General features: G+C 54.6%; 19 protein-coding genes. 12 read left to right on the forward strand and 7 right to left on the reverse strand.

Annotation, left to right across the window (positions count from 1 at the left end):
* The first annotated feature begins 18 nt into the window (after positions 1-18).
* The 6 genes from tsaE to trxA all read left to right on the forward strand — a co-directional run bounded on the left by tsaE (position 19) and on the right by trxA (position 9,479).
* A complete protein-coding gene (tsaE, locus tag WA318_RS02855; protein ID WP_336079920.1) occupies positions 19-495 on the forward strand; it encodes a tRNA (adenosine(37)-N6)-threonylcarbamoyltransferase complex ATPase subunit type 1 TsaE in 477 nt (158 codons plus the stop codon).
* Positions 492-1,616, forward strand: a complete 1,125-nt coding sequence (locus WA318_RS02860; protein ID WP_336079921.1) for an aminoglycoside phosphotransferase family protein — start codon at positions 492-494, stop codon at positions 1,614-1,616. Before tsaE ends, WA318_RS02860 begins: the two co-directional genes overlap by 4 nt.
* Positions 1,613-2,374, forward strand: coding sequence for a nucleotidyltransferase family protein (locus WA318_RS02865; RefSeq protein ID WP_336079922.1), 762 nt, complete (start codon positions 1,613-1,615; stop codon positions 2,372-2,374). The genes WA318_RS02860 and WA318_RS02865 overlap by 4 nt, the downstream gene beginning before the upstream one ends.
* Positions 2,374-5,535, forward strand: a complete 3,162-nt coding sequence (addB, locus tag WA318_RS02870) for a double-strand break repair protein AddB (RefSeq protein ID WP_336079923.1) — start codon at positions 2,374-2,376, stop codon at positions 5,533-5,535. Before WA318_RS02865 ends, addB begins: the two co-directional genes overlap by 1 nt.
* Entirely contained in the window at positions 5,532-8,996 is a 3,465-nt protein-coding gene (gene addA / locus WA318_RS02875) for a double-strand break repair helicase AddA (RefSeq protein WP_336079924.1), read from the forward strand. The genes addB and addA overlap by 4 nt, the downstream gene beginning before the upstream one ends.
* Before the next feature lie 162 nt (positions 8,997-9,158).
* On the forward strand, positions 9,159-9,479 hold the full coding sequence (trxA, locus tag WA318_RS02880) for a thioredoxin TrxA (protein WP_101246499.1): 321 nt from the start codon (positions 9,159-9,161) through the stop codon (positions 9,477-9,479).
* Positions 9,480-9,546: 67 nt separating this feature from the next.
* Here the strand turns inward: trxA and WA318_RS02885 are convergent, their stop codons facing one another.
* Positions 9,547-10,491, reverse strand: a complete 945-nt coding sequence (locus WA318_RS02885; RefSeq protein ID WP_336079925.1) for a GNAT family N-acetyltransferase — start codon at positions 10,489-10,491, stop codon at positions 9,547-9,549.
* 431 nt (positions 10,492-10,922) lie between these two features.
* Positions 10,923-11,864 carry a hypothetical protein gene (locus WA318_RS02890; RefSeq protein ID WP_336079926.1) on the reverse strand — a complete coding sequence of 314 codons (942 nt, stop codon included), beginning with the start codon at positions 11,862-11,864 and terminating at the stop codon, positions 10,923-10,925.
* A 330-nt stretch (positions 11,865-12,194) separates the two neighbouring features.
* Here WA318_RS02890 and WA318_RS02895 point away from each other — a divergent pair, with 330 nt between their 5' ends.
* Complete coding sequence (locus tag WA318_RS02895) at positions 12,195-12,362, forward strand: hypothetical protein (protein WP_336079927.1); 168 nt, start codon at positions 12,195-12,197, stop codon at positions 12,360-12,362.
* Positions 12,363-12,477: 115 nt separating this feature from the next.
* Here the strand turns inward: WA318_RS02895 and WA318_RS02900 are convergent, their stop codons facing one another.
* Complete coding sequence (locus tag WA318_RS02900) at positions 12,478-14,163, reverse strand: methyl-accepting chemotaxis protein (protein ID WP_336079928.1); 1,686 nt, start codon at positions 14,161-14,163, stop codon at positions 12,478-12,480.
* A 258-nt stretch (positions 14,164-14,421) separates the two neighbouring features.
* Entirely contained in the window at positions 14,422-15,357 is a 936-nt protein-coding gene (locus WA318_RS02905; protein ID WP_336079929.1) for a GNAT family N-acetyltransferase, read from the reverse strand.
* Positions 15,358-15,448: 91 nt separating this feature from the next.
* Between WA318_RS02905 and lanM the strand changes: the two genes are divergently transcribed.
* From lanM to WA318_RS02930, 5 genes are all read left to right on the forward strand, one after another.
* Positions 15,449-18,634, forward strand: coding sequence for a type 2 lanthipeptide synthetase LanM (lanM, locus tag WA318_RS02910; RefSeq protein ID WP_336079930.1), 3,186 nt, complete (start codon positions 15,449-15,451; stop codon positions 18,632-18,634).
* A 114-nt stretch (positions 18,635-18,748) separates the two neighbouring features.
* A complete protein-coding gene (locus WA318_RS02915; RefSeq protein WP_336079931.1) occupies positions 18,749-19,144 on the forward strand; it encodes a hypothetical protein in 396 nt (131 codons plus the stop codon).
* Between the two features lie 422 nt (positions 19,145-19,566).
* Complete coding sequence (locus WA318_RS02920) at positions 19,567-19,839, forward strand: hypothetical protein (RefSeq protein ID WP_114096577.1); 273 nt, start codon at positions 19,567-19,569, stop codon at positions 19,837-19,839.
* Between the two features lie 358 nt (positions 19,840-20,197).
* Positions 20,198-20,527: a hypothetical protein gene (locus tag WA318_RS02925; protein ID WP_147251918.1), complete on the forward strand. Its 330-nt coding sequence runs from the start codon at positions 20,198-20,200 to the stop codon at positions 20,525-20,527.
* A gap of 315 nt (positions 20,528-20,842) precedes the next feature.
* A complete protein-coding gene (locus WA318_RS02930) occupies positions 20,843-21,124 on the forward strand; it encodes a hypothetical protein (protein ID WP_336079932.1) in 282 nt (93 codons plus the stop codon).
* Between the two features lie 172 nt (positions 21,125-21,296).
* On the opposite strand, the gene WA318_RS02935 is transcribed toward WA318_RS02930, so the two are convergent.
* The 3 genes from WA318_RS02935 to WA318_RS02945 form a co-directional block, all read right to left on the reverse strand.
* Positions 21,297-23,750: a DNA translocase FtsK gene (locus WA318_RS02935; protein WP_114096580.1), complete on the reverse strand. Its 2,454-nt coding sequence runs from the start codon at positions 23,748-23,750 to the stop codon at positions 21,297-21,299.
* Positions 23,751-23,810: 60 nt separating this feature from the next.
* Positions 23,811-25,013 (reverse strand): aminotransferase class I/II-fold pyridoxal phosphate-dependent enzyme, encoded by a 1,203-nt coding sequence (locus WA318_RS02940; RefSeq protein WP_258548585.1) that lies wholly within the window; start codon positions 25,011-25,013, stop codon positions 23,811-23,813.
* 189 nt (positions 25,014-25,202) lie between these two features.
* A complete protein-coding gene (locus tag WA318_RS02945) occupies positions 25,203-26,441 on the reverse strand; it encodes an ammonium transporter (RefSeq protein ID WP_336079933.1) in 1,239 nt (412 codons plus the stop codon).
* Positions 26,442-26,459: the final 18 nt, after the last annotated feature.

Below are 26,459 nucleotides of genomic sequence, written 5' to 3' on the forward strand. Positions count from 1 at the left end.
AATCGATAAACGGACATCATGAGCAAGACAGTCACTGTCAGCGATCAAACCGGGACCGAAGCCCTTGCCGCCCAACTTGCAGCCGTCGCCAAACCCGGCGATGTCATCCTGATGCATGGCACACTGGGGATGGGGAAAAGTGCGTTTTGCCGGGCCTTTATCCGTGCGGTTGCCAATAACCCCCATGAAGAAGTCCCAAGCCCGACCTTCACGCTGGTCCAGATTTACGAGCTTGATCGTCTGCCGGTCTGGCATTTTGATCTCTATCGCCTGTCTGATCCCGAAGAAATCCATGAACTGGATATCGAGGATGCCTTTGCCGACGCCGTCAGCCTGATTGAATGGCCCGACCGGCTGGAATATCTGACCCCGGAAAACCGGCTTGATATTCATATCGAACCCGGATCGAGCCCTGATGGGCGGGTGTTCATCCTTGAGCCAAGCGGGGATGACTGGATTAAACGCATTGATCAGCTGTCAGGGGATCGGGCATGAGCCGCGCAACCCCGGATCAGGAACGTCGCAATTTCGAACGCCAGGATTTTCTGGTGTCCTGTGGCTGGCAGAATGCACAGGTCTCGCCCCTTGTCGATGATGCATCAGCGCGCAAATATTTCCGCCTTGAACGCCGTCATGACACGGCCCTTTTGATGGATTTCCCACCATACGAGATTCATGTCGATCCGCACGGGATTTATGATGATCCCGAACGCCCGGCATCGGTTGCCCCGGTTCTTCACACAACGGCGCTGTTTGAACGTGCGGGCTGGCGGGTGCCGGAAATCCACGCCTCGGATGAAAAACGCGGTCTGGTCCTGATCGAGGATTTTGGTGATATCACCTTCACCCGTGCGCTTCAGGCGGGTGGCATCATGGATGGCACAGGTCAGGACGGACTTTACCTGCGTGCGGTTGAACAACTGATCACGCTGCACCGCTTCTGTGATGGTGGGGGTATGGCAGATTGCGGGTTGGTCCAATATGGCCCGGATAATTTCCGCAAGATGCTGGCCAGTTTCAAGAACGACTATTTGCCACTAATCATCGGTGACGAGGGCAAGCGTATTGCGGCGATTACGGCATTTGACCGGTTGCTTGATGACGTGCTGCCAATGTGCTGGCAGGCGGGCGAGGTGATCATTCATCGCGATTATCATGTCGATAATCTGATGCTGGTTGAAAATGGCGATGGCGGGGATGATTGCGGCATCATTGATTTTCAGGACGCGGCAATTGCCACGCGACCCTATGATCTGGTGTCGCTTCTGCGCGATGTCCGCCATGATATCGGCCCGGACCTTGAAGCCCGGATGAAGAAGTTCTATCTGGCGGCTTTCCCTGATATTGATCGTTCTGGATTCGAAATGTCTTATGTCGCGACCTCGATGGTGCGCAATTTCCGCATTTTGGGCCGGTTCGGCTGGCTGGCGGTCAAGGCGGGGAAAACCCGTTATTTTGACTATATCCCTCGCTGCTGGGAATTAATCCTGCGCGGGGCGGCGGATCATTTGCCCGCACTCGAAGAATGGGTGCAAACCCATATCCCCGATCCGGCGCGCAAGGCCCCTGATCTTGCAAAGACCACAACAGATTTAACCCGCGAGGCGCATTCATGACCGGCATCCCAAAAAGCGCACAGGCAATGGTACTGGCCGCCGGACTTGGCAAACGGATGCGCCCGATTACCGATAATATGCCCAAACCACTGGTGCCGGTGGCGGGCAAGCCGATGCTTGATCATGTGCTTGATAAGCTTGCCGCGGCCGGATTTGATCAGGCGGTAGTGAATTGTCATTACCTTGGCCAGATGATTGTCGATCACGTCGCGACACGGGCAGCACCCATGGTCATCACATCGCCCGAAGCCGACCTTCTGGAAACCGGCGGCGGGGTCAAAAAGGCCCTGCCGATGCTGGACCGTGATGCCATCCTGATTGCCAATGCCGATGTCTTCTGGACCGAGGGGCGGGATGCCTTGTTTGATCGTATGATCAGCGCCTTTGATCCCGACCATATGGATGCGCTTCTGGCGATTTATCCGGTGGCGGACGGGTATGGCTATGACGGTGCTGGTGATTTCTTTTGGCAAGTCGACGGGCGGTTGAAACGTCGCGGGGAAGCAGCAAGCGTGCCCTATTTCTTTACCGGCGTGCAGGTCCTGTCGCCGCGTCTGTTTGAAAACACGCCCGACGGGGCCTTTTCGCTGAATGTTATCTATGACAAGGCGCTGGCGCGCGGGCGGTGTTACGGGCTTGTCCATGATGGCGGGTATTTCCATATCGGCACGCCCGAAGCGCTTTCGGAATCCGAACCGGTGATAGCCAAGGCGCTTGAAATTGAGCGCAGCAAACAAGCCACATCCGGGGGCAAGTAATGGCGGACCTGTTTGATTACATGGACGCACCGGAATATCCCGACGATGGCGCGGACCCGTTTGGCGTCCAAGATGCGCTCCGTCAAAATCTGTTCTTTATCCCGCCTGGCGAAGCCTTTGCCGATCTGATTGCCAAACAGCTGATGGCTGAAACCGCTGATCAGCCGGATGCGTTGCCTGATTATGCTTTGATGGTGCCCAACCGTCGTTCGGCCAAGGTCATGCGCGATGCCTTCCTGCGGCAATCAAACGGGGCGGTCACGTTGCTTCCGACCATCCGGCCACTTGGCGAGGCGGATGAGGATGAACTGGCGATCTATGGCGCGGGTGGGGAGCAGGCGGCTCTTGACCTTCCACCTGCCATTCCGGATCTGCAACGAAAACTGCTTTTGACCCGCTTGATCATGAACCGGCCCGATCATCGCGGTGAAAAACCGACCGCCGATCAGGCAGCCCGGTTGGCAGGCGAGCTTGCCCGTTTTCTCGATCAGGTACAGACGGAAAACTGTGCCTTTGATGACCTCGAAGGACTGGTGCCCGAAGAATTCGCCGAACACTGGCAACTGACCCTTGAGTTCCTGCAAATCCTGACCCTGCACTGGCCGGGTATTCTGGCGTCACAGGATGTTAGTGACCGGGCGATGCGTCGAAATGCCCTGATCAAGGCGCAGATTGATCTTTGGGCGGCCAATCCGCCGCAAACTCCGGTGCTGATTGTCGGGTCGACCGGTCCGTTCCCGGCATTGCGCGATTTGATGCGCGCGGTTCTCGGGATGCCGATGGGGCGGGTGGTTCTGCCCGGCCTGATGAAGGGACTTACGCACGAAGACTGGGCCGCCATCCACGAAGACGCCACCCATCCGCAGCATTTGCTGGGCAAGACATTGCGCCATATCGGACGACACGCCGACAGTGTTCTGCTTTGGCCGGCTGTGACAGATGAAACCGAGGCCACCATCGAACGCCGCCGTTTGGCCCGCGAAGCCCTGCGTCCGGCCAAAACCACGCATCACTGGCGTCATATTACGGGCTTTGGTCCGGATGTGCTGGATGGTGTGTTGCGCGTAGACTGTTCGGGTGCCCGTGAAGAGGCAACCACAATCGCTCTTATGATGCGCGAGGCCCTTGAACATTCGGGTAAGACCTGTGCGTTGGTAACCCCGGATCGTGGTTTGGCGCGCCGTGTCGCGACCGAGCTTCGGCGGTGGGAAGTTGAAATTGATGACTCGGCGGGTATCCCGCTCCATGACACGGCGCCTGCCATTTATCTGCGTCTTGTCGTGCGTGCGGTTCAGGAAGAATTCGCACCGGTTCCGTTGCTGGAATTGCTGAAACATCCATTGTCGGCCGCCGGACTTTCGCCGGAAACCTTCCGTGTTCTGACCCGGCTTCTGGAAAAAGAGGTCTTGCGCGGGGCGCGTCCGGGGCCGGGACTGGATGGTTTGCAAACCGCCCTTGATGGCTGGCGTGACGAGGGGATCGAACGCCTGACAGCAAGCGGGTCGGAAAGTGCACCCGCCCGGATTGAACGTCTGCGCGATGATCATGACCGGCTATCTGATCTGGTGGCGCGTTGTGCGGCCTGTCTTGAAAGTCTTTCGGACCTGAATGCGGACAAGGCCCTGTCACCGGTTCATGCCCTGCGCTGCCATATCACGGCTGCCGAGGCATTGGCGGCAAGCGATACCCAATCCGGTGCAGATCGTCTGTGGCGCGGCGAAGCGGGCGAGGCGCTGGCTGATTTTGTCCATGAATTGCTTAATGCGCTTGGCGAATTCGTGCCGATGCCTGGCAATCGTTATGGCGCGTTTCTTGATGCATTGATGGCCGATCGCGCAGTACGCCCGCGCTATGGCAAACATCCGCGTCTGTTTATCTGGGGGACGGTCGAAGCCCAGATGCAGCAGGCCGATCTGACCATTCTGGGCGGCCTGAATGAAGGTGTCTGGCCACCCGAAGCCGGTGCCGATCCATGGATGAGCCGCCCCATGCGGACCAAATTCGGCCTGCCAGCCCCCGAACACCGGGTCGGGCAATCGGCCCATGATTTCCAGCAGCTGTTCTGTTCGCCCGATGTGGTGATGACCCGCGCATTGCGTATCGAAGGCACGCCGACCGTGCCGTCACGGTGGTTGTTACGGATTGAAAACATTCTTCGGAAATCGGGTGTTTCCATGGAAAAACCCGATGCGAGTGACTGGCGTGCCTTGGCCGAGACCCTTGATGAGCCGACCGATGACATGAAAATCCGGATCGGACGACCAGCACCGAAACCACCGGTATCGGCCCGTCCGCAACGCCTGTCGGTGACCCAGATCGAAACATGGATGCGTGACCCCTATGCGATTTATGCCCGTCATATTCTGGGCCTGCGCAAGCTTGACGGGGTGGATGAGGACCCCGGTGCGGCCGACTACGGTAACCTGATCCATGATGCACTGGATCAGTTCATTGCGCGTCATCCCGATCATTTGCCGCCCGATGGGGAACATGAATTGCTGATCATCGGGCGCGAAGTCTTCAAGCCGCTGGCAGCCCGTCCGGGGCTTTGGGCATTCTGGTGGCCACGTTTTGAACGTATCGCCAAATGGTTCATCCAGACCGAAGCCACAAGGCGCGATGCAGTGCGCAGGTCCTATACCGAACAGGCAGGCACCCTTGATACCAGCAGTGGTTTTCAGGTCTATGCCCGTGCCGACCGCATTGATGAGCTTCGCGATGGCGGGATTGCGATCATTGACTATAAAACCGGTGCGCCGCCCAGTCAGGGTGACGTTGCCAATGGCTTTGCCCCGCAATTGCCACTTGAGGCCGCCATTGCCGAAAAGGGTGGCTTTGGCGATGTGCCGGCCGGACCGCCGGCCAGCATGGCATTCTGGAAGCTGTCCGGCGGCGATCCGGCTGGCGAGATTGTCGAGATCAATACAGTACGCATGAAAACCACCCCGGCGGCACTGGCCCATGAGGCGATTGACGGGGTGAATGGTCTGGCGGCGGCCTTCGCCGATCCCGATACGCCGTACCTCAGTGTGCCGCATCCCGACCACGCGCCGAAATATTCGGATTATGTGCATCTGTCGCGTCTGCGGGAATGGATGGGCAGCGAAGATGCCGATGAAACTGATGATATGCATGATGCCGGGGAAGGGGATCCGTCATGACCGAAATGCGCGGTACTGATCCCAATATCCTGCAACGCGACGCATCTGATCCCAATGCATCGGTTTGGGTGTCGGCGTCGGCGGGTGCGGGCAAGACCAAAGTCCTGTCGGACCGGGTTTTACGTTTGATGCTTTCTGGCACCGAACCCCACCGGATTTTGTGTCTGACCTTTACCAAGGCCGCCGCGGCCGAGATGGCCAACCGTGTCAATGAACGGCTGGGCCGTTGGGCGACGATGGAAGATCGCGAACTTCATGACGATCTTGCCAATCTCGCCGGGGCATCGCCCGGTTCAGATGAAACCATTCGTGCGCGTCAGCTCTTTGCCCGCGTTCTGGATGCACCGGGCGGGATGAAAATTCAGACCATCCACGCATTCTGTCAGTCGCTGTTGCGTCGTTTTCCGCTCGAAGCCGGGCTTGCCCCGCATTTCGAAATCATGGATGACCGCACAGCGGCCGAAACCATGGCCGATGTGCAGGAAGAAGTTCTGGCCTTTGCCCGAACCGGGCGCGATGAAGATCTGGCCAAGGCGCTGTCGGTGGTGACCGGTCAGGTGCGCGAAGGTGCCTTTGGTGAAGTGATGGGCGAACTGGCCCGTGAACGCGGGCGTCTTAAACGGATGTTGGCCAACCTGGGCGGCGCAAACCGGATGCGTGATGCGGTCTATAAGGCGCTTGGCGTGCCGGTCGGACTGAGCGAGGAAGCGATCCTTGCCAAGGCGCTGTCTGATGATGCCTTTGATCGCGATGGTCTGATGCGCGGTCTTGCCGCGCTTGAAGCCGGAACCAAAACCGATCAGGCCCGTGTGCCTGCGCTCGCGCAGTTTCTGGAAAAAACCACGGTCGAAGACCGGCTTGCGGTGTTTAGTGATTATCGCAGCGTGTTCTTCACTACCGCGGGCGAACCGCGCGCCAAACTGATCACCAAGACAGCGGCTGAAAATCATCCGATGGGGGCTGATGCCCTTGAACAGGAATGCGCACGTCTGATCGAAATTGACCGTCAACGCAAGGCCGCGGCCATGGCAGGCGCGACATCGGCCCTGATCACCATCGGCAATGCGATGCTTGATCGCTATGCCACCAAAAAGGCGCTTCATGCCCGTCTTGATTATGATGACCTGATCCTGACCAGTCTGGGACTGCTTGAACAGCACAGTAAAATGGCCAGTTGGGTGTTGTTCAAACTCGACGAAGGCCTTGATCACATCCTGATTGACGAGGCGCAGGATACCAACCCGGAGCAGTGGAAAGTCGTCAGTATTCTGGCAGATGTTTTCTTTGAAGATGCTGCGCGTCACGCCGAAAAACCGCGCACTATCTTTGCCGTTGGGGATACGAAACAATCTATTTACAGCTTCCAGCGCGCTGATCCGGAAAAGTTCGCCGAAATGCGTCGTTATTTCCGGGAGCGGGCAACTGAAATCGCCGCCGTTTGGCGCGAAGTTCCAATGAATATCTCGTTCCGTTCTACCGATGCGGTGTTGGGCACGGTCGACCGTGTCTTTGCCGGACCGGTGGCAAGGCAGGGCGTTGGCGATGATGGTGCGGATGTCGCCCATAGTCCGTTTCGTGTCGGGCAGGCCGGCCGGATTGAGCTTTGGCCCGCCGTGGAACCACAGGAACGTGCATCCGAAGACCCCTGGACGCCACCAACCCGGATCGTGCGTCTCGAAGACCCGGAAATCCGTCTGGCGCGGGTGATTGCCGGGCGTATTCGTCATGCGATTGATGAAAAGGAAATCCTGACATCGCGTGGTCGCCCGGTGAGGGCGGGCGATTTCATGATCCTGGTGCGCCGTCGTACTGCCTTCGTTGACGAGGTCGTCAAGGCGCTTAAGGAGCGCAACGTTCCGGTCGCAGGTGTCGACCGTATGCAGATCACCGATCAGCTTGCAGTGATGGACCTTGTGGCATTTGGCCGCTTCCTGTTGATGCCCGAAGATGATCTGACATTGGCGGAATTGCTTAAAAGTCCGCTGGTCGGGCTTGATGATGATCAGTTGTTTGAAATCGCCCATAACCGTCCCAGAACCCTTTGGCATGCGTTGCGTGAAAAGGCAGGCGCGGTGGATGAGGGTTCAATCTTTGCCCGTGCTTACGCGTTTCTGTTCAAATGGCTTGGCCGGGTGGATTACGAGCGCCCGTTTGAGCTTTATGCCGAATTGCTGGGTGGTCGTGGCGAGGATGCGCGCGGTGCCCGTGCCCGTCTGGTCGGGCGTCTGGGGATCGAGGCCAATGACCCGATTGACGAATTCCTGAACCTTGCCATGGGCTATGAGGCCGATCATGCCCCGACCTTGCAAGGTTTCCTGCACTGGCTGATGGCCGGTGATGCGGAAATCAAGCGTGACCTTGAACAAAGCGGACGTGACGAAGTCCGCATCATGACGGTGCATGGGGCGAAGGGCCTTCAGGCACCGATTGTGTTCCTGCCCGATACCATGCAGGTGCCGACACAGGCCCCGAACCTGTTCTGGCAGGAAGACAAGAATCTGATGTTCTGGTTGCCGCGCGTGGCACTGGAAACCGATGTGGTGTCGCGACTGCGCGATGCCATCGCGGTCAAGCGCGATCAGGAATATAACCGCCTGCTCTATGTCGCCCTGACCCGTGCGGAAGATCGGCTTTATATCTGTGGCTGGCAAGGACGGCGCAAGGCACCCGAGCATTGCTGGTACAATCTGTGCCAGCAGGCGATGGAAGGTTACGCCAAATCCGCCCGGATTGATCTGGCAACCTATTCCGGGTCTGGTTGGGACGGGGAAGGCTGGGTTTGGGAAACCGACCAGTCCGAGTTGCCAAAGCCCGATAAAGTCGATATCGTTTCGGATAGTCAACAAAAACTCAGGCGCGGCCTGATCCGCAACATTGCCCCCGAAGAGGCCTTTCCGCCCAAACCACTGGCACCAAGTCGCCCGCTTGAGGAAGAACCCGCTGTTCAATCGCCATTGGGCGGGGATCAGGGGCAAAGCTTCAAGCGTGGAATTTTGATTCACAAGCTTCTGGAATTGTTGCCAGACCTGCCTGCTGATGCGCGCCGTATCGCGGCGGAGCGTTTTTTGGCCCAACCTGTTCACGCACTTGAAGCCGATCAGCAAGCCGAGATTGCCGATGAAACCATCGCCATTTTCAACAATCCCGATTTTGCCCCGGTCTTTGCATCCGGATCACGGGCCGAGGTGCCACTGGTCGGGATTGTCGGCGGGGATGTTGTTTCAGCCCAGATTGACCGGCTTGTCGTGCGGGATGATGACGTGATGATTGTGGATTATAAAACCAACCGTCCGCCGCCGCGTGATGTCGAAGGAACGCCACGTGCCTATCGTCGACAGATGTCGATTTACCGGGCGGCACTGGCGCAAATGTATCCGGGAAAAAAGGTGCGTTGTTTCATTCTTTGGACAAACGGACCATGGATGGTCGAACTTCCCGATCATATTCTGACATTTAGCTAATCTAATCGACTCTGCAGAACACAAGGCATAGCGCGGGTGACATGACCGCTGATCACCCAATGCGCTTGACGTTTGCATTCGTGCTGCCTACCTTGGCCTCATACAGCGGATCGAGGTTAACGGGGAATACCCCTTGCCTCGTAACAACTAGGATCTGAAAGTATGACCACGATTAAAGTTTCCGACGGTTCGTTCGATTCCGACGTTCTGGGTTCCAACGACCCGGTATTGGTCGATTTCTGGGCTGAATGGTGCGGTCCGTGTAAACAGATTGCGCCGTATCTCGATGAAATCGCCGGTGAACTGGGCGGCAAGCTCAAGATCGCCAAGGTGAATATCGACGAAAACCCGAACACCCCGGCGAAATACGGTGTTCGTGGCATCCCGACCCTGATGATCTTCAAGGGCGGCGAAGTTGCGGCGATGAAAGTCGGCGCGTTGCCGAAAAGCGCACTTGTTGACTGGATCAACCAGTCGATCTGATCCTCAGATCACAGAATTCAAAAAGGCGGGCTGATATGGCCCGCCTTTTTTTATGGCCACGTTCCAGTCAAATTCGAAACGGGTTGCCTGCTGGAATGTGCCGTTCCCATTGGATCGTTTCATGGACGCGCTCGAATCCAAATCGTTCAAGCGCCTTCCATGATGCGGCATTACGTGCATCAACATAGGCCAATACCGGAAGATTCCAGCGTTTGGCAGCATCGTTAATCAGATGACGTGATACAAGGTCGGTAACGCCGCTGCCCCAATGCTTGCGCAAGGTCGCAAGACGTGGCGAAAGAACATGCGCACCGAGATTCAAGCTGACCACATTGGCAACGATCTCATCACCAAGCATGCCGATGAAAAACACATTGGCACCACCTTCATAAAGGGCACGGATGCGTTCCGGTGCGGTCGGTACCGTTGTTTCCCAACTGGCGAAAGCACGGTTATGGATGTCGGTGAGTTGTTCAAAGATATCGGGCGTTTTCTTGATGAAATCATCATCAAGAATGATGGATGTGTATCCCTTGTCCAGGGCGCGTTGCGCATGGGGAAACTGATCGGGTTCTACCGGTCCTGCCGGTCGAATATATCGGTAGTTGCTGGCTTTTTTTTCAAAACCAAGTGCCTGAAGGTCCTGTTCGACAAACGCTACATCTTCAGGCGGGATCAGTTTGATGATTGTCGATTGTTCGTAGGTGTCCTCGACAGATCGCAAGGCGTCGCAAGCCGCATCAGTCAGGGTGCGGGGATCCTTTTGCAGCACATCAACCGAAATCAGAATATTCGGGGTGTCGGTCTTGTCATTGTTGCGGACAATCGAGACGGCCGCTGTCATTTGTCCCGCATCATCTTCAAAGAAGTAATCTGTGCCTTCGCGCAGGACGACGGCCTCATAATCAATAGTAGCCATGTAATTTCGGACTTCTTCCGTGCTGACCGTCCGGCGCAGATCGGCAAAGCGTTTTACATTGTCCGGTGAGACTGGAAGAAGCGTACGGGTCACGGATGTACTCTTTTGATGAAAATGGAATCAGTGATTATCTATCAAGATGTTAACGGGTTTCGAGGTCAAGTGAAAGTCATGGAAAAGGCGGACTTGATCAGCCCTCCTTCAAATTTGGCCTGCTCTGAGCCAATGCGATCAGGTAGCCCGGATGAATAGCCTGATCTGGGTCAGCAATGCCTGTGATTTGTCGCTCAGGCTGTTGGATGTGGTGAGAACATCGGTTGTTGCATGACGCGCATCCTCTGCTGATTGAAGCAGGCCGACTACGTTGCGGGCGATCTAGCCAGTTGCGGCATTCCCACCCGAAACCTTATGACGTTTTTTATCCGCGATGACAGATGTTCGATTGTGCCCAAGGCTCTTTGGGTACTGTCCTGAAGGCCGTTGCTATGGCTGGCAAGGTTTTTGACCTCGACGGTAACAACGGTTCAGACAGTCAGTCGTTCTCCTGCTAGGACCTTGCGCTCCCAGACGCAATATTCGGCGACCCTGGACAGTCCGAACCGTTCAAGTGCTTTCCAGGATGCTGCATTTGTCGCTTCGGCATATCCAACGATGGGTAGGTTCCAGTGTTCCGCAACAAACTCGGCGGTGTGTCGGCACATCAGATCAACCGATCCTGTCCCCCAGTGACGACGCAGGCTGTAATATTGGGGGGATAGAACATAACTCCCCAGATTGGTGAGCATAATGCTTCCTGTTACTTCATCGCCAAGTTTGGCGATGATTGTCTTGTTGGCCTCAGTGTCATAACTTTTGCGCATCCGTTCCGGTGTTGTTGGGCGCACGAGATCGCAACCGGAAAAGGCACGATTATAAATATCGGCAAGCTTTTCAAAGACATCGGGATCAGATGCGACATAATCGTCGTCTATCAGGACTGATCTGTATCCACGCCTTGTCGCGCGGTCGGCATGAGGAAACTCGCCGGGCTGAGGTGGTCCCGGTTTTCTTTCATAGCGAAAGCTCGCCACGTTTTCGCAAAAACCTATTTCCATCATATCCGTTTTTGGAAAGGCTGATCCTATCGGGTCGTAAACGCGATAGAGCGTGTCAGATTCGACAATATCTTGTGCAGTCGTGGCAAGAACTTTGCACAGCATTCTGAACTCTGTCTTTGGTGTCTTGTCTCTGGCTTCGACCGAAATCATGATGCAACGGTCGTTAACGAGGGCGTTTCCGTTCCGGATTGAAACAGCAGCCTGCATCACGCCATCGTCATCAAGAAGAGCATATTCCTCGCCTTTATCAAGAATGGCCGCAGCCAAATCAGTCGTCTGGAACTGCTGCTGCTCTTCTTCGCCGGCGATTTCGCGACGTAACGTGACATAAGGCGTTATATTGTCTTTCGTGACAGCAACAAACTGCATGATGCTTGGTTTTTCCGGTTCCTGTTTACAACAAACTTGCAGGATATCTGGGCGGTAATCAGCCAAAAGGTCAAGGACAGCACGATCAGGAAACACCGTTTCGAAAGGTCGTTTGTCATAATGTTCGCCGGGGTAAATGCTGCATTCCGTTGTTGCACAACAGATCGGTGCCCTTCACGAATCACAGTATAAGGCGGACGTCAGTTCGTTGCAGTGATGTGAGTATTTATGATTTCTCTGCGCTCTTTACTTATCAATCATTAATTATAAAAATTGACTGGTTATCCATCAATTGCGGCACTCTCACCGCGTTTATTAGGGATTGAACAGATGAAAAACGTAACTTCTTTGGAGCCTGAGAAATTGGCGGGATGGCAGGCATCAGGTGGTGCCAAGTCACTTGAGGATACTTCTGCTCGTGGGGATCAAGGCGATATGCAGGATTATGAAATTTCTGCAGCGCTTCCAACCCGTGTACCGAGTTGCTTTCACCCTTAATCCGTGCAAGCTCAGGGACAGCCCGGACGGTATTGACTTCTGATTACAGCAGAAAAGCGGTCTGGATTTTCAGACCGCTTTTCATATTAAGCCGGTTGAATGCCATCACAGGTGATCAGGCTGCCCTGATGTCTTCAAGGAACTGCTTGATTTGAACCAGAAGCGTTTGTGATTTGTCGCTCAGGCTGTTGGATGCGGTAAGAACATCGGTCGATGCATGACGCTCATCCTCTGCTGATTGACGCAGGCCGTCCACGTTGATGGCAACTTCCTTGGTACCAGATGCGGCCTCGGAAACGTTGCGGGCAATTTCGCCGGTCGCGGCATCCTGCTGGCTTACGGCAGCAGCAATCCCGCCCGCAACTTCATTGAGTTCTTTCATCCGCGATGACAGATGTTCGATTGCGCCCAAGGCACCCTGGGTGCTGTCCTGAATGCCATTGATATGACCGGCAATGTCTTCGGTTGCACGGGTTGTCTGGTTGGCAAGGTTTTTGACCTCGGCGGCAACCACCGCAAAGCCTTTGCCGGCTTCACCCGCGCGTGCTGCTTCGATGGTGGCGTTCAGGGCCAGCAGGTTGGTCTGTTCAGCAATTGATTGAATCAGTTCGACGACTTCACCGATTTTGTCCGATGCACTGGCCAGTTCGGCAAAAATGGCGCTGGCGTCATCGGCCTCGTTCGCACCGGACTGGGCAATATCGGAACTGCGCGCAACCTGGATGGTGATTTCATCAATCGCGGCGGCAAGCTGTTGGGCAGCCGACGCCACGGTATCAACATTGGTTGCGGCTTCTTCGGTTGCGGCGGCAACATTGGCTGCCTGAGCCGTGGTCTGATCGGACTGTGCGGCCATGCTGGTGGCCGTGCTGCGCAGCTGATCAAGCGCGGCATTCACTGTGGTCAGGTTGCTTTCAACTTCGTGTTCAAACAGCGCAATCCGGCTATCGACATTTTTGGCCCGAGCGAGTTGGGCTGCGTTTGCTGCATCCTGTTGCTTCTGCAGGCGGTCGGCTTCTTCACGGTTGGCGCGGAATACTTCAAGTGCGCGGGCAAGATCCCCAATCTCGTCCTTGCGTTCGATGGCGTTGTTTTCAACTGACAAGTCACCATCGGCCAGACGTGACAGGGCTGCAGTGATGTTGCGCATTGGCTCGGTCGTACTGCGTTCAACCGCAAAACCAAGGCCACCAATGACGATCATCATCGCGACCAGCGTAAGGATATCGGTCTGGGCCCGTGACCAGAATGCGGCTTCGACATCATCGGTATAAATGCCCGCTGCGACAACAAGGTCCCAACCATCAACTTTTTTGGCAAAGGCCAGCTTGGGTTCGTTGTTTTTGGTGCTTGGATGCGGCCAGACATAGGAAACAAAGCCACCGTCCGGGTTTTTGGCGGCTTTGGCAAGGTCGGCAACCGGTGTTACGCCCGTCGGGTCCTTGACTGTCCCCGCACTTTTCCCGGCAAGTTTCGGATTGATCGGATGCATGACCATCGTGCCATCAAGATCGGTGACAAATACGTAATTGTCGCCGTCAAATCGCTGGGCAGAGATGATATCAAGGGCGCGTGTGCGGGCTTCGTCGTCTGAAAGCTCGCCAGATTTTGCGCGCTTGGCGAAATCTTCAAGAATACTGGCCGACTGATCCACTGTGTAGCGCAGTGTGACCTGTCGGTCGCCAAGCATGGTACCATGCAAGGACATCAAATTAATGACCGCCATTACGACCAGTGCGATGGCAACCAGTATAATTACACCACGCAACTTCCACGCGAACGAATAATCAGACAACTTCATTTAGCACCTATTCCAATGGCGATGTGTCGCATTTCTGGTGAAATGCACGGAACAAAATTGAAAAGTTGCAGGTTATTTCGCGGATTCGGGGAATGGTTGCACTGATCTATGCCAAATACTTAAAATAAAAATTATTAAAGTGAGGAAAAAGAAGATCACCTTTCAAGCCTGCGAAAATCCTTGATCTTGGCGATATGAAAGGTCTTGTTTCCGGGATGGAGAAGGGAAAAATTGCTATTTCCCGGGTTGTTCAGACGATCAAATCTTGAAACGTTCACCGGCTGCAACGACCCGTTCCCACACCATATATTGTTCAACCCGTGTCAGGCCAAAGCGTTCAAGTGCCTTCCATGACGCGGCATTGTTTACTTCGGCATAGCCAATGATCGGAACATTCCACCGTTTCGCAACATACTCGGCAAGATGGCGACACATCAGGTCAACCGATCCCGTACCCCAATGACGGCGCAGACAGCAATATTGCGGTGAAAGCACCGAATTTCCCATATGGGTCAAGGTAATACAGCCAGTGACTTCATCGCCAAGCTTGGCAATGATCATGCCGTTATTTTCCTTGTTGTAGTTGGTTTCGAATCGCTCTGCGGTGGTTTGGTTGACCGAAGCCCGGTTCTCGAAAGCCCGGTTGAAAATGGCCGCAAGGGTTTCGAAAATATCGGGATGCTTTTTGATATAGGCATCATCAAGCAGGATCGTCTCATAGCCTTTTTCGACTGCCCGATCTGCATGGGGAAACTCGCCAGCGCGCGGGGGGCCCGGGGCACGTTCATATCGGAAACTTCCGGGAACTTCAGCAAATCCCCAGTTTTCCATATCGGCTTTAACATACACGGTTTCGGGCGGGTTATAGATGCGATAGCGGGTGTCGTGACTGGCAAGGCGGCCGTTTTCTTTTTCCAAAACCTGATGGAGACATTCGGTCAGTTTCCGCGAATCCTTTTCGGCAATCTCGATCGAAAACAGTACCAGAAGACTATCTCCGGGGCCTGGTTTTCGCGAGATGATGACCGATGCATGGATCCGTCCGCTTTCGTCCTGCAAGGCGTATTCATTGCCATTGGCTAAAATGACAGCTGCCAAATCGATACTGGCGAAATAGTTCCTTTGTTCCTCATCCGAGATTGCAAGGCGGAACGCGATATAGCGTTCAATGTTTTCTTTTGTGATCGGAACCAAGTACATGTTTCACAAAACTTTTCTTGCGGGTCATTTGGACTTAAGCTTGAACTATCAGGGCGTTAAATCGCGTAAAGGTCAAGGGGAACTGATGGAAACCGATCCGTTTTGGACCACAATCGTTGCACGGGCGGCAACGATTGATGAAAGGTTGTCGGGAAAATACGTTCCGGTTCCTGCAGACAATTCGATGACGGACGGTTCGTCGGTCACGACAGATCAAACTCAGGCTGAATATCTAAAAAGATGGTGTGAATTTGCCAGCAATGGTGACCATGATCTGTTTACACGCAGGCTTGCGCGCGATGGGCTGAGTGAACGTGATGTTGCACCGTTTCTGGGCAATGTGCGTTTAAGGGACGGCGAAGCGTTACCAGATTGGGTTCCGACGGCGATCTGGTTTCTCGATGCAATGATGGCAGGCGGGCAGGGCACGGATACAGAATGCCCAAGCGATATCGTTGAAACAGTACCATTTGCTGATCTGATCTGGCCTGCGGTGGTGCAAGCGCAAAGAATGCTTGGTGACCGGGCACCAAGTCCCCTGACATCACAGGCACAGGATGACCTGACCCTCGGGCTTGTCAGTCGTCTGTCGAAATTTGCCGAAGGTGCCTTTTTCGAAAGTTTCACAAGCTATCGTCAAGCGGTCGGAATCGCCCCCGGTCAGGCGGCGGGAACCGGCGTATATGGTGCATTCAAAACGGCGTTATGCAGTGGTCCGTTGCGTAACCTGATTGCGGCGCGTCCGGTTCTGATCCGGATTCTGGCAACCGTGACGGATCACTGGATCGGGGCAACGCGCGAATTCCTTGAACGGCTTGAAAACGATCTTCCTGCATTGGCCGGACAATTCCCTGAGCTGGCGAATGCCCGGAAGGTCGCCAAAATTACGGCGGGTATTTCTGATCCGCATAATCATGGTCGTACGGTCCTTATCCTGACCTTCGAAAATGATGCCAAAATTGTCTATAAGCCCCGCCCGGTTGACGCAGAATGCGCATGGAAGGAGCTGTCAGACTGGTTTGAAAAGGCCGGTTCCGATATTCGTCTTTGCGCCCCGAAGACCTGGGCGCGCGACGGGTATGGCTGGATGGGCTTTGTCAAAGCCAATGCCGATCTTTCACAGGATCAGGGATCGGGTTTCTATCGGGCGGCTGGGCAATTACTGGCATTGATGTACTGTCTTAAGGGCAGTGACATGCATCATGAAAATTTCCTGATTGCGGATGGGCGCCCGGTTGTTATTGACCTTGAAACCCTGTTTCAGCCGGAACTGCGGTTGTTTTACGGGACTGATCGCGCCTTGCACGCCAAGGAACTGGCACAACATCGCCTTGATGGGGGCGTGAATGCGGTCGGCCTGTTACCCAAACGTAAAAATATTGCGGGCCACTGGATTGACGATGGCGGACTGGCGGTGGCGCAAACATGCATGGTCAAAGTTCCCACCCTGCGTCACATCAATCAGGATCAGATGATCTTTGATCAGGTCGAACGTGAAGAATTGCTTTCGGGGATCGCACTGACCATTGGTGGCAAAGCCCCCGATATAGCCGACTTCCTTGACGATGTTTTGTCGGGTTTTGATGATACGGTTGCCTTTTTGGGTGCGCACAAGGACGAACTGGTTGCCAGTGATGGTCCGCTTGCCGCTTTTGCCGGGGCAACAATCCGTCATGTCTTGCGCCCGACAGCCTATTATCAGGAGCTTGAACGGGCATCGCGCCAGCCACAAAACCAGCAGGACGGGTTTGTCTGGAGCCTGAATTTCGAACGGCTGTGTCGCAAGGCGCGCTGGGATCTGGAAAATTATCCGGGATGGGCATTGCTTGGGGCTGAACGAACAGCTCTGGCCCGTCTGGACGTTCCGCTATTTACCGGAAAAACCGATCAGGATGGGATCTGGGCTGATGGCCGATTTCTGACCGATCAACTGACGCAACGGGCGGTTTTGCCAACCATCGAAACGCGTATTGATCTGGTGACCGGCAATGCTGCGCAGGAACGGGCAATTATTCGGCAATCTTTCCTGGCAACCTCACAAGCTTTACTGCCATCGCGCCGTCCCTGGCAAAATGACAAGACGGTCGAGAACATCAAGGATGTGGCCCGAACCAAGGCATTTCAAATTGCCGATATTGTGGCATCTCAGGCCATCATGATGGATGGAAGTGCCAGCTGGATAACGGCTGATATTACCGGTGACGGCAAGGGCCTTGAAGCACGGGTCATGGATGAGGGGCTCTATGGCGGGACAGCGGGACAGGCACTGTTTTTTGCTGAATGTTACGGTGTTGATCCTGTGGGGAAATGGCGCGATCTGGCCGTGGCGACACTGGAAGCCCCGCGTCAAATGGCCTTGGGAAATGCCAGAACAATGCCAAGGCCGGTCACGGCAATCGGCGGATTCGAAGGTGTTGCCGGACTTGTTTATGTTCTGACGCGATGTGCGGATCTTCTTGAAATGCCGGACCTGCTTGAAGACGCGGTTCGACTATGTGCACGGCTTGATGATCAGGCAATTGCATCAGACAAGGCGTTGGATGTGATTAGTGGCTCGGCCGGGGCGATCCTTGTTTTGTTGGCACTTTATGATGCGACGGGGAATTCCGGGGTGCTTGAACGTGCTGTCCGGTGTGGCCGGCATTTCCCCGAAAATCCGACGATGTGGAAAAGCGTTTCATCAACCACACTTGCGGGGATGTCGCATGGGGCTGCGGGCGTCGTTTATGCTCTTTTGAAACTTTATCAGGCGACAGGCGACAAAGCTTTCCTTGATCTTGCCAACAGTGGCTTGGCCTATGAAAGAGGGTTGTTTGATCCTGACCTGAAAGGCTGGCCGGATCTTCGGGATGATGCAAATCGGGTTGATCCGGTGCAATGGTGCCATGGTGCAGTTGGCATCGGTTTTGCGAGAATGGCGACCTTGCATATCCTTGATGATCCGATGATCCGGGCTGAAATTGATATGGCGATTGCTGCGACATTGTCGGTACCCGACGGTGGGCGCGATAATCTGTGTTGTGGCCATGCCGGACGTTTTTCCATGCTGGCCTATGCAATGGATATGGGATTGGGCCCCGATAATCTTGAGACGGTGTTTAATCAACGTCTGTTGGCATGGATTTCAAGGCTTGATAGCGGGCAGATCGGATTGGCAGCCAGCGATGTCATGCTTCAGCACGGTCTGATGCAGGGTCTTTCGGGGATCGGACAGGCTTTGCTGGAAATTGGTTCACCGCCAAAGGTCAGGCCGGTTCTTCTGCTTGCATGATGTTCCCTTTGGGTGATGTGTATAGATGCAATTAAATCTTTAATTGACATTGGGCTGCGGCGGGTAGCTAATTCAATGGGCTGACTTTATTGAATTTCTACGGGAGAACGGTCAATGACCATGAACCAAGTTTCGACGGGCACGTCACTTGATGTCTGGGCACAGTCAGGTGGTGCTTTCAACGGTGCGATGACAGATATTTCCGGCTCAACAGACGCAACCCTTGCAAGTGCGCAGCCAAGCCTTGCCCGGGTTTGTGCACCGGCAACCGAGACAGAATTAAATGCAGCTATGGTTACCGTTGGTTTTACATGTGGTGGCTGGGAACCTGAAATGAACGCAGCAGCATCTTCGCTTGGTGTGTGCGGCGGCGGTGGCGGTTGGGGCTGGGAGCCTGAACTGAACGCAGCAGGACCTTCGATTGCTGTGTGTCGCGGCGGTGGCGGTTGGGAGCCCGAGCTGCAGTCGGCAGCATATACCCATTCGATTCAGTGCCGTGGCGGCTGGTAACTAACAGCAGCTGGCAGAAATTGACACAGGTGACTTCGTTACTTTTGGTGCCATTCCTGCAGGATACCTGAGAGCGGACCCGTGGTCTGAAATTGCGTTTAAAACGGGCTCTTCGTTTGAGCCCGTTTTTTTGTTCCAAGTTTCGAAACCATATCGTGACATCAAGCCTGAAACTGGGATTTTTCCGCATGAAGCCCCCTGGTTACGGGCGGTGCTTTCGGCGGAAAGATTTCAGAAAAGACAGGCAGATTGATCTGCCCTTCTGTTTAGGTTCCCTCTGCAAGTTGCTGATTTATAAATTTTTCGTATTGGTTTTGGTGTTTGTCCGGAGTGTGAGAGTCAAATCCCCGGTTGACTTTGTTCGGTTGCAAATCTCTAATTTCCCTCGTTGTGTTTAACGAGTTCCTTTGGGAGAACAGAAAATGACGCAGATGAATATTGCTGCAACAACGTCCCTTGATGCCTGGGCACAATCGGGTGGTGCTATTGTCGGCATGACGGAAACAGCGATTGCCACCGACGAGGGATTGTATGCTGTGGCCTATACCGCTGATGCAATTTTCTCGCACGAACCGGCTCTGGAAATGAATGCTGCCGCCATTACAATTGGCACAGTTTGTTTGGGTCTGGGTGCAGAACTGAGTTCGGCTGCGCTGACTATGGGTATTCGCATAGCTTGTTCCATCGAACGTTAGGCCACGACATTTACGGCTGGGCGAGGGTCTTCTTCCAAGTACTGAGCCGAGCTTCAAGCTGCTGCAATTACCATCGGTGGTCTTAGGCCCGGCACATAGGGCTGGTAGTCAGCGCCCGACAGTTTTGAAATGATAGAGAAGGCGGGTCACCTTGAGCCCGCCTTTTTCCATTCAGGATGTGTTGACTGTTGCATCGATCCCCGTGATCAGGAAACCATCCCGTGTGCTGTTGCGTCACAAAGTTGGGGATATTGTCAGTTTTATCACCAGAAGTTGCCGCAACCATTTGACTAATTTCCGGAATTACCATTCAATCAAAATGCACGTCTGCTTTCGAAAAAAAACAGGGAACACGAGTATGAGCCGTATGGAAAACGTGACGACAGGTCCGATGGATATCTGGGCCCAAACCGGAGGTGCGATTGCGACGCCGGTTGCCAATGCCGATGATCATCAGGGCCAAGAAATGCAGTCAGCTATGCTGACGCGCTCGCCTCAGACCTGCTACAGCATCGATCAGGAAATGGCGAATGGACAATATTCCGGTCATTTTCCGTTCTGTATCGAGCATGAAATTCAGGCTGCCCAGTATTCGCAGCAATTCCCTGTTTGCATTGATCAGGGTCAGGAATTGCAGTCTGCCATGCTGACGCGCTCACCACAAACCTGTTACAGCATTGGTCAGTAACAGCTTCGGCAAGCTACACAGTTGCATTTGACGGCAATCGCACTCCTTTGATAAAGGCGTGCGTAGTGGCTATGAGATGTGCCACGCATGAAGAATTCGGGGTTCGCAATACCCACGGTTACATGTCCGGTATCAGGAAGGCAGGTCCGCAATGGCCTGCCTTCCTTCCTATTGATGGCACACAACTTCAGGCCATAACCAGTTTGTTGAAAATGAAACAAATTCTCTGGTTTGATCTGTACTCGTTGACAATTTGTATTTGTTAATATTCAATCCTGAGGCGATTTTTATTCACAATATTCAGGGATAGTGAACATGGAACGGATGGAAGATGTGAGCCGGAGCTCGATGGCGGCATGGATGGCCCACGGTGGGGCAATTGCTCTGTCCCTGGAGGCGGGGATAAACGAAGATTCCGGCATGGAAGCAGCGGCATTCACCTATGGCGGCGGGGCTTGCGGCGTGTCGAATGGTGATTCAGATATCCTTGCGGCTGCCGGATCAAATAGTATGGGACTGTGTCACGAAGTACCTCGTTCTGATCTTGAAATCAGTGCGGCTGCAGGGTCTTTGGGAATGGGACTTCGTTGCGGATAACCATTAACTGATCGGGAAATAAGGGCCGCGACTTGTTCGGGGGTGCAAATTTTCTGGTCACTTAACCGGTTTCGTATATTGAATATCGGAAGATACACATTTTAAAAGGCAGGCTGAATTTCAGCCTGCCTTTTATTGTTGGTGCGTCCATGGAAAACGGGATTTATCCCGATCAATATTCGTAAGGACTGCCATCCATATTTTCCATCAGCACTTCACGCTTGCCGACATGGTTGGCGGCGGAAACCACACCGTTTTCTTCCATCTGTTCGATGATGCGCGCGGCACGGTTATAGCCGATTGAAAGTTTGCGCTGGATGAAGCTTGTAGATGCCTTTTTCTCGCGCAGGACAATGCCGACGGCCTGATTATAAAGATCATCATCCGATCCGCCGCCTGCACCTGCATTGCCGCCACCCATATAGGCGGCCATCGGGTCTTCTTCGGGTTCTTCGGTGACGGTTTCAAGATAGGACGGGTCGCCCTGATCGCGCAGATGCTTGACGATGCTTTCGACTTCCTCGTCCGAGACGAACGGGCCGTGGACACGTTGCAAACGACCACCCTGACCCATGTAAAGCATATCCCCCTGACCCAGAAGCTGTTCGGCACCCATTTCACCAAGGATGGTGCGTGAGTCAATTTTCGAGGTCACGGAATAGGAAATACGTGTCGGGAAGTTGGCCTTGATCGTACCGGTGATCACGTCAACCGACGGGCGCTGGGTAGCCATAATAAGATGCAGACCCGCCGCACGGGCCATCTGTGCCAGACGCTGGATCGATGCTTCGACATCCTTGCCTGCCACCAGCATCAGGTCGGCCATCTCGTCCACGATGATGACGATGAATGGTAACGGCTCCATCGGCAATTCCTGATCTTCAAAGATCGGTTTGCCGGTTTCCGGGTCAAAGCCGGTCTGAACACGACGGGTAAGCTGCTCGCCCTTGGCGGAGGCTTCCTTGATGCGCTTGTTATAGCCTGCAATGTTACGCACGCCGACCTGGCTCATGGCACGATACCGGTCTTCCATTTCGCGCACCGCCCATTTCAGGGCAACAACTGCCTTGTGCGGATCGGTCACAACCGGGGTCAGAAGATGCGGGATGCCGTCATAAATCGACAGTTCGAGCATCTTCGGATCAATCATGATGAAGCGGCATTCTTCGGGCTTCAGGCGATAGAGCAATGACAGGATCATTGCGTTCACACCGACCGACTTACCCGAGCCGGTCGTACCGGCAATCAGCAAGTGCGGCATCTTGGCAAGATCGGCAATCACCGGGGTGCCGCCAATATCCTTGCCAAGGCTCATATTCAGTTTGCCGGTATTCTTTTCAAAATCGCTGGAGGCCAGGATTTCATGCAGATGTACGGTTTCGCGCCGTGCATTTGGGAGTTCAATGCCAATAACGTTGCGCCCGGGCACTACGGCAACACGGGCGGCAATCGCACTCATGGAGCGGGCGATATCATCGGCAAGGCCAATGACGCGTGAAGACTTAACACCGGCTGCCGGTTCAAGCTCGTAGAGTGTTACAACCGGGCCCGGGCGAACCTGAACGATCTCGCCCTTTACGCCGAAATCCTGAAGCACAGTTTCAAGCAGACGGGCATTCTGTGCCAAGGCTTCCTGATCGATCTGATTGGCATCGGTGGGATCGGGTTCACCAAGCAGATCAAGCGGCGGGAAACGATATTCGTCCGATCCCAGATCAAAGGATGCCTGACGCTGGGCTGCGGCCTTCGGGCTCGGCTGCAGCTTGGCTGCCGGGGCGGCGACAATGTGAACAGGTGGTTCGTGATCGATACCATCATCATCGTCAAACGCGTCGTCTCCGTCATCGTCCGGTTCCATGTTCGGCTCGGAACGACGGGTGGAGATAACAGAACCCAGTTTGGATTTCGATTTATCAAGCGACGGTTCCTGCCGTGATCCCGGTGCACGTTTGGCAACCGGTTCATCGTTGCTGCCGGTCGGAATGACGGCACGGATACCCGCAATCACCTTGCCTGCGGTAAAGGACAGAGCACCGCCCAGACGAGCCCAATCCGAAAGCGAATAGGCCATGCAAAAGATGGTCAGGGCCATGCCAAGAAGCATTGACGCCAAGGCAATGATTGCGCGTGCACCCGGTACGCCGATCATGGCAAATCCGGTCTGCAGTTTCGCAAGAAGAAGATCACCGGCAAAACCGCCAAGTCCCACGGTCAGCGGCCAGTGCATGCCCGGATGAATAGCCGCCGCCGAAATCGCCACCAAAAGCAAGGCCAACGGCAATACCAGAAACCGTACCCACATCCAGCTAAACGGTTTGACCGCAATCAGACGCAAGCCCCAACCAAGCATCAGAACACTCAGAAGGGCCGACGCCAGACCAAGGGTGCGCAACATCAGATCCGCGCCATAAGCGCCAATAACACCCAGCGGGTTGAAAATGGGGCCGCGGTCGGTTGCATGATTAAAGGACGGATCGCCCGGATGGAAGCCAATCAGCATGATGAACAGGGCAATGGCCAGAAACACCAGACCAAGGCCGCAAATCCGCAAACCGCTGCGCTTTAGCCAAGTCACAAGACTGCCGGGCATGAAGGCGGTTCCAAGAATGTTCGACTGACTGCTCATCTGGGTATCCGTTCTGGTTAGGTCCTGTTTGGGCTTAATGACTGCTTTGGCGCGAAAGGCTTAGCTTTCCAGCGCCGCGGCAATCCGCGTAAGCCCATCGCGTGTGGTTGCAAGATCATGAACAAGGGCAATGCGGATGAACTGCTTGCCCGGATTGTTGCCATCCTTGTCCGTGATCGAAAGATAACTGCCCGGAATGACCTTTACCCCGGCCTCTTTCCAGATCTTTTTGGTTGCGGCTTCGTCATCGCCCACATCAAGCCACAGGAAGAATCCCCCCGGCGGGCGATAGAAACCAAACCGGTTGCCAAAGACTTCGGCGGCAACATCAATCTTGGCGCGGTAAAGATCGCGGTTTTCCTCGGCATGGACATCGTCATTCCAAAGCGCGGTTGATGCCGCCATGATCGGCATCGGAATGGTTGCCGAACAATAGCTGCGAAGTGCGGTAAAGCGTTTGACGATTTTGGCATCACCGGCAACAAACCCCGACCGCAGGCCCGGCGCGCTTGATCGTTTCGACAGGCTGTGGAACACAAGAATGTTGTCCATGTTTCCACCCTGACTTGCACAGATTTCAAGGGCCCCAACCGGTGCCTCGCTGTCATAGATATCGGCGTAGCATTCATCCATCGCCAGAACGAAGTCATGCTTGCGTGCAAGACCAATAATCCGTTCAAGATAGGCCGGCGAGGCAATCGATCCTTGTGGATTGGCGGGCGAACACAGGAAAAACAGACGGCAGGCATCAAGGGTTGCGTCGTCAATTAGATCAAGATCGGGCAGGAAGCCGGTCTCCGGGCCCGCGGCAAGCGGTACCATTTCGGCATCATTCAAAACGGCTGCGCCACAATAGACCTGATAGAACGGGTTGGGCAGCAAGACCTTGGGCTTCGGGCCCGGCTGATCCTGTGGAATGACAGTGGTGGCGATCAGGTACAGGGCTTCGCGTGTACCGGCGACGGGCAAAACATGATCATCACGATCAATCATGCCCGTCGGCAGGTTATAACGGCGATCAAGCCAGTTCTTGATGGCGTCGCGCAGTTCGGGCGTGCCGGAACCGGGCGGATATTTGTGCCAAAGGCTGGCATATTTAACCATCGCCTCGGTGATCATGGCGGGCGGCTCGTGCTGAGGTTCGCCAATTGACATCACCAGCGGGGATTGACCGGGTTCAATACCGTCAAGCAGGGCTGCCAATCGCGGGAACGGATAGGCAGGCAATTGATCGAGGCGTTCGTTAAACATGGTCGTCGTCATTCCAGCTTGATCTGTGCCCCGTCATGATCCACGGAGCCGTTATGCAGAATATGGGTAAATTCCCCTGACTTTACCCCTATGCCAAAAGTGCAAAGAAAGATTTAAGAGACAGGGCACGAAGGTGCAAAAAGCCCGGAAAGACGGGCTTTCCGGGCTTCGGGAAATTTGGGGATGATGTTTTGTGCGGTCCTAGCTCGCGCGGAGGTCATCCTCGGGATAGGCCCCGATCTTGTGAATCGAGATATCAGCACCGTCAAACTCGTCTTCTTCGGAAAGACGAATGCCGATGGTTTTCTTGATCACGCCGTAAACGACAAAGCCTGCAATGGTGGCAAAGACAACACCGCTCAGCGATCCGGCAAGTTGGGCTGCAAAAGAAACGCCACCCATGCCGCCAAGGGCTTCAAGACCAAAGATACCACAAGCGATACCGCCCATCAGTCCGCACATGCCATGCAGGGGCCAGACACCAAGAACGTCATCGATTTTCCATTTCGCCTGACACTGGTTAAAGCCCCAGACAAACAGGACACCTGCCAACCCGCCGGTGACAAGCGCACCGATCGGATGCATGACGTCTGATCCGGCACAGACCGCAACAAGACCGGCAAGGGCGCCGTTATGGACAAAGCCCGGATCGTTTCGTCCTGCAATAAGGGCTGTCAGGATGCCGCCAACCATTGCCATCAGCGAGTTGACGGCAACAAGTCCGGTGATGCCCGAAACCGACTGGGCCGACATGACATTAAAGCCGAACCAGCCAACACACAGAACCCATGATCCAAGGGCCAGGAACGGAATGTTTGATGGTGGAATCCCGATCAAGCCGCCGGATTTGGTATAGCGGCCACGCCGGACACCAAGGCTGATAACCGCACCCAGTGCAATCCAGCCGCCAACCGCATGGACAACAATTGATCCGGCGAAGTCATGGAAGGGCGCGCCAAATGCTGTTTCGATCATGTCCTGGAAACCAAAATTATTGTTCCAGACCATGCCTTCAAACAGCGGATAGCACAGGCCGACCAGAATGGCGGTGGCAAAAAGCTGCGGGTAGAAGCGTGCACGTTCGGCAATGCCTCCGGAAATGATCGCCGGAATTGCTGCTGCAAAGGTCAGCAGGAAAAAGAATTTGACCAGATCATAGCCGCTTGATGCAAAGGCCGGGACGCCGTCACTTGCAGCATGCCCGCTCAGAACCGATGCACTTGTAATAAAATCAACACCATAGGCGATACTATAGCCGACAAAGAAATAGGCAATCGTCGAAACCGCAAAATCGACAATGATCTTAACCAGGGCGTTGACCTGGTTCTTCTTGCGCACTGTGCCGACTTCAAGAAAAGCAAAACCGGCATGCATTGCGAGCACCATAATAGCGCCCATCAGGACGAAAAATACGTCCGAGGCAGTCTGGAAAGCCTCCATCAGGCATCCCCCTTTTTA

It is taken from the genome of Thalassospira sp. CH_XMU1448-2 (assembly GCF_037027285.1).
GTDB lineage: Bacteria > Pseudomonadota > Alphaproteobacteria > Rhodospirillales > Thalassospiraceae > Thalassospira > Thalassospira profundimaris_C.

Bases quoted from the DNA above. Each gene is read 5' to 3' on its own strand.
- tsaE (WP_336079920.1), top strand. From the start codon at position 19: ATGAGCAAGACAGTCACTGTCAGCGATCAAACCGGGACCGAAGCCCTT.
- WA318_RS02860 (WP_336079921.1), top strand. From the start codon at position 492: ATGAGCCGCGCAACCCCGGATCAGGAACGTCGCAATTTCGAACGCCAG.
- WA318_RS02865 (WP_336079922.1), top strand. From the start codon at position 1,613: ATGACCGGCATCCCAAAAAGCGCACAGGCAATGGTACTGGCCGCCGGA.
- addB (WP_336079923.1), top strand. From the start codon at position 2,374: ATGGCGGACCTGTTTGATTACATGGACGCACCGGAATATCCCGACGAT.
- addA (WP_336079924.1), top strand. From the start codon at position 5,532: ATGACCGAAATGCGCGGTACTGATCCCAATATCCTGCAACGCGACGCA.
- trxA (WP_101246499.1), top strand. From the start codon at position 9,159: ATGACCACGATTAAAGTTTCCGACGGTTCGTTCGATTCCGACGTTCTG.
- WA318_RS02890 (WP_336079926.1), bottom strand. From the start codon at position 11,864: ATGCAGTTTGTTGCTGTCACGAAAGACAATATAACGCCTTATGTCACG.
- WA318_RS02895 (WP_336079927.1), top strand. From the start codon at position 12,195: ATGAAAAACGTAACTTCTTTGGAGCCTGAGAAATTGGCGGGATGGCAG.
- WA318_RS02900 (WP_336079928.1), bottom strand. From the start codon at position 14,163: ATGAAGTTGTCTGATTATTCGTTCGCGTGGAAGTTGCGTGGTGTAATT.
- lanM (WP_336079930.1), top strand. From the start codon at position 15,449: ATGGAAACCGATCCGTTTTGGACCACAATCGTTGCACGGGCGGCAACG.
- WA318_RS02915 (WP_336079931.1), top strand. From the start codon at position 18,749: ATGACCATGAACCAAGTTTCGACGGGCACGTCACTTGATGTCTGGGCA.
- WA318_RS02920 (WP_114096577.1), top strand. From the start codon at position 19,567: ATGACGCAGATGAATATTGCTGCAACAACGTCCCTTGATGCCTGGGCA.
- WA318_RS02925 (WP_147251918.1), top strand. From the start codon at position 20,198: ATGAGCCGTATGGAAAACGTGACGACAGGTCCGATGGATATCTGGGCC.
- WA318_RS02930 (WP_336079932.1), top strand. From the start codon at position 20,843: ATGGAACGGATGGAAGATGTGAGCCGGAGCTCGATGGCGGCATGGATG.
- WA318_RS02935 (WP_114096580.1), bottom strand. From the start codon at position 23,750: ATGAGCAGTCAGTCGAACATTCTTGGAACCGCCTTCATGCCCGGCAGT.
- WA318_RS02940 (WP_258548585.1), bottom strand. From the start codon at position 25,013: ATGACGACGACCATGTTTAACGAACGCCTCGATCAATTGCCTGCCTAT.
- WA318_RS02945 (WP_336079933.1), bottom strand. From the start codon at position 26,441: ATGGAGGCTTTCCAGACTGCCTCGGACGTATTTTTCGTCCTGATGGGC.